A 3990-nucleotide genomic window follows, 5' to 3' on the forward strand; every position below is an offset into this window, starting at 1 on the left:
TCCGCACTGAACGCCATTCCGCCGCGGGATCCATATGGCGTGGGCATGGGGCGACTTTAAGTGCTAAGCGGACAAATTTCGCTGAGCGCCGGACGGTGCGGCGCGTTGCGGACGCCGAGCCGCCATACGGGGGAAGCGCCGGACGGGACCGCGCCGAGGCGGTCCCGTCCGGACCCGGCACCCGGGGGCGGACCGTCGCATCCGGGTGCCGGTGTACATGGTCGACGGCCGTTCCGCTTGTCAATACGGAATTCGATGTGCCGTCTTTCCCTTGACCGCCCCTTGCCCCATTGGCGATGAGCGATCAGTTGCGCGGGACGAATCCCGAGTGCGGGAATTCGTTTCGGAATGCCGTCAATGCGGTCGAGCACCGGGGTGAAGAGCTGATCACCGGTGCTCAGCCGCGCGAGACGTTCCGCTCGTAGACCAGTCTGAGGCCGATCAGGGTCAACCAGGGCTCATGCTCATCGATCACTGAGGATTCTCCTAGCACCATGGGAGCCAAACCGCCGGTGGCGATCACGGTGACGTCCTCCGGGTCCTGGGCGAGCTCGCGCGCCATACGGCGGACGATTCCGTCCACCTGGCCCGCGAAGCCGTAGAGGATGCCGGACTGCATGGCCTCCACCGTGTTCTTCCCGATCACGCTGCGCGGGCGGGCCAACTCGATCTTGCGCAATTGCGCCCCGCGTACGCCCAGCGCCTCGACCGAGATCTCGATGCCCGGCGCGATCACCCCGCCCACGTACTCCCCGCGCGCGCTGACCGCGTCGAAGGTCGTCGCCGTGCCGAAGTCGACCACCACGCACGGGCCCTCGTAGAGCTCGACGGCGGCCAGCGCGTTGATGATCCGGTCGGCGCCGACCTCCTTGGGGTTGTCCACCAGGATCGGCACACCGGTCTTCACGCCCGGCTCGACCAGGACGGACGGCACATCGCCGTAGTAGCGGCGGGTCACCTCGCGCAGCTCGTGGAGAACGGAGGGGACGGTGGAGCAGATGGAGATGCCCGCGATGCCGTCGCCCAGCTCCTCGCCGAGCAGCGGGTGCATGCCCATCAGGCCCTGCAGCAGAACGGCGAGTTCATCGGCGGTGCGGCGGGCGTCGGTGGAGATCCGCCAGTGCTCGACGATCTCGTCGCCGTCGAAGAGGCCGAGCACGGTGTGGGTGTTCCCGACGTCGATGGTCAACAGCATGGGCGGCACCGCTTCCGGTCGGGCTCACGGCCGAGGGCGAGCCCTGGGGTGGTGGGTGGGGCGACGGGCGGGCGCGTGTTCCCTGCGTCGATGGTCAGGAGCATCGCTTACTTCTCCTCGGCCTCGCGCAGGTCCAGGCCGATGTCCAGGATCGGGGAGGAGTGGGTGAGCGCGCCGACCGCCAGATAGTCGACGCCCGTCTCGGCGTACGTACGGGCGCCTGCGAGCGTCAGCCGTCCCGAGGACTCCAGCGCGGCGCGCCCGGCGACCAGCTCGACGGCCTCGCGGGTCCGCTCCGGGGTGAAGTTGTCCAGCAGGATGAGATCCGCGCCCGCCTCCAGGACCGGCGGGATCTGCTCCAGGGTGTCGACCTCCACCTCGATCGGCACATCCGGGAACTCGGCCCGTACGGCGCCGAACGCCTCCGCGACGCCGCCCGCCGCGATCACGTGGTTGTCCTTGACCAGCGCGGCGTCCGAGAGCGACATCCGGTGGTTGACCCCGCCGCCGCAGCGCACCGCGTACTTCTCCAGGGCGCGCAGCCCCGGGGTGGTCTTACGGGTGTCACGGACCCTGGTCTTCGTCCCCTCGAGGGCGTCGGCCCACGCACGGGTCGCGGTCGCGATACCGGACAGCCGGCACAGCAGATTGAGCGCGCTGCGCTCGCCGGTGAGCAGGTCGCGGGTGCGGGTGCGGACGCTGAGCAGCTTCTGGCCGGGCTCCACCCGGTCGCCGTCCTCGACATGCCGCTCGACCTCGAACTCGTCCGTGCAGACCACGGACAGGATCGCCTCGGCGATCCGCAGCCCCGCGACGGTGCCCGCCTCACGGGCCGTGAAGTCACCGGTGGCGAAGGCGTCCTCGGGGACGGTGGCCACGGTGGTGACGTCCACGCCCTGGTCGAGGTCCTCCTCGATGGCCATGTGGGCGATGTCCTCGACCTGGATGGGGTCGAGTCCGGCGCGGATCAGCAGCTCGGCCAGATCGGGGTCCAGACCGCACTCCATCGGGTCGAGTCCACCGTCGTCACCGCCGCAGCCGCAGCCATCGCCGCAGCCGCCCCCCGCACCGGGGCCGCCGATCTGGAGCAGCGGCAGGGACACGGGTGACTGACGGTTTTCGGAAGTGCTGCTGCTCACGGGCGGGACTCCGTCTCGGCTCGGGGGGTGGTCGATGGGGGAAACGCTTCGGAGTCCGTGGCACGGACATCGAGGGCGCCGTCCGGGCGGAGGGTGACCAGCAGGTGGCGGCGCCAGGCCGCGTCGTCCCGCTCGGGGCGGTCCTCGCGCCAGTGGCAGCCGCGGGTCTCCTCGCGGCGGAGCGCGGCGGCCACCAGGACCCTGGCGACGAGATGGAGGTTGGTGGCCTCCCAGGTCTCGACCCCGGGCTCGGCCGTCTTGCCGTCCCGCCGCAACTGCGCCACGGCGTCGTCCCGGACGCGCTCCAGCCGGTCGGCGGCGCGGGCCAGGCTCTCGGCGGAGCGGAGCACTCCGGCGCCGTGGGTCATGATGCGCTGGATCTCGTAGCGGGCCTCGGAGGCGAGCAGGGGCGCGTCGCCGGAAGCGGCGGGAGCCGACGGCCTGGTCCGCTCCGCGGGCCGCTCGCGCCCCCCGGCCCCGGTGGACTCCGCCCCAGCGGTGATGTCCTCCGCGATGCGCTCCGCGAAGACCAGGCCCTCCAGAAGGGAGTTGGAGGCCAGGCGGTTGGCGCCGTGGACGCCGGTGCAGGCGACCTCCCCGCACGCGTAGAGGCCGGGGACGGTGGTGCGGCCGCGCAGATCGGTGCGGACCCCGCCGCTCGCGTAGTGCGCGGCCGGGGCGACCGGGATGGGCTCGGTCACCGGGTCGATGCCGTGGGCGCGGCAGGCGGCGAGGATGGTCGGGAAGCGCCGCGCCCACATCTCGGCCCCGAAGTGGCGGGCGTCCAGGTACATGTGCTCGGCGCCGCGCTCCCGCATCCGCCGCATGATGCCCTTGGCGACGATGTCGCGGGGCGCCAGCTCGGCCAGCTCGTGCTGCCCGAGCATGAACCGCACCCCGTCGGCGTCCACGAGATGGGCGCCCTCGCCGCGCACCGCCTCCGAGACCAGCGGCTGCTGGCCCTCCGCATCCGGGCCCAGCCACAGCACCGTGGGATGGAACTGCACGAACTCCAGATCGCTGACCTCGGCCCCCGCACGCAGCGCGAGCGCGACCCCGTCGCCGGTGGAGACGGCGGGGTTGGTGGTGGCGGAGAAGATCTGGCCCATACCGCCCGTGGCGAGCACGACCGCGTCCGCCAGCACCGCGCCCACGCCGTCCCGCTGGCCCTCGCCCATGACGTGCAGGGTGACCCCGGCCGCCCGGCCGGAGCCGTCCTTGAGCAGGTCGAGCACCAGGGCGTTCTCCACGGTCTCGATACCGGCCGCGCGGACCGCCTCGACCAGGGCCCGGGAGATCTCCGCGCCGGTCGCGTCGCCGCCCGCGTGGGCGATCCGGCGGCGGTGGTGGCCGCCCTCGCGGGTCAGCAGGACTTCGCCCGTGGCGTCGTCGGCGTCGAAGCGGGCGCCGGTGGCGATGAGCCGGCGCACCGCGTCGGGGCCCTCGGTGACCAGCGCCCGCACCGCCTGCTCGTCGCAGAGCCCGGCACCGGCCACCAGGGTGTCGTCCAGGTGTTGCTCGGGGGTGTCGCCCTCGCCGAGGGCGGCGGCTATGCCGCCCTGGGCCCAGCGCGTGGAGCCGTCGTCCAGGCGGGCCTTGGTGACCACGGTGACCTTGGCCCCGGCCGCGGCGCAGCGCAGCGCCGCGGTCAGCCCG

At 72.6% G+C, this 3990-nt stretch carries 3 protein-coding genes; all 3 read right to left on the reverse strand.

Annotated features, from left to right (window positions below):
• Positions 1-397 precede the first annotated feature (397 nt).
• Positions 398-1195, reverse strand: coding sequence for a type III pantothenate kinase (locus GWI24_RS41610; RefSeq protein WP_020870373.1), 798 nt, complete (start codon positions 1193-1195; stop codon positions 398-400).
• Positions 1196-1302: 107 nt separating this feature from the next.
• Entirely contained in the window at positions 1303-2334 is a 1032-nt protein-coding gene (nadC, locus tag GWI24_RS41615) for a carboxylating nicotinate-nucleotide diphosphorylase (protein WP_210951208.1), read from the reverse strand.
• The coding region (locus GWI24_RS41620; RefSeq protein ID WP_210951209.1) for an L-aspartate oxidase at positions 2331-3990 on the reverse strand (1660 nt) is incomplete at its 5' end. The genes nadC and GWI24_RS41620, both read right to left, overlap by 4 nt.

It is taken from the genome of Streptomyces sp. MK37H (assembly GCF_018035285.1).
Lineage (GTDB): Bacteria > Actinomycetota > Actinomycetes > Streptomycetales > Streptomycetaceae > Streptomyces > Streptomyces endocoffeicus.

What these genes read in the sequence shown, in the direction of transcription:
- GWI24_RS41610 (WP_020870373.1), bottom strand. Translation starts at nt 1,195, where the DNA reads ATGCTGTTGACCATCGACGTCGGGAACACCCACACCGTGCTCGGCCTC.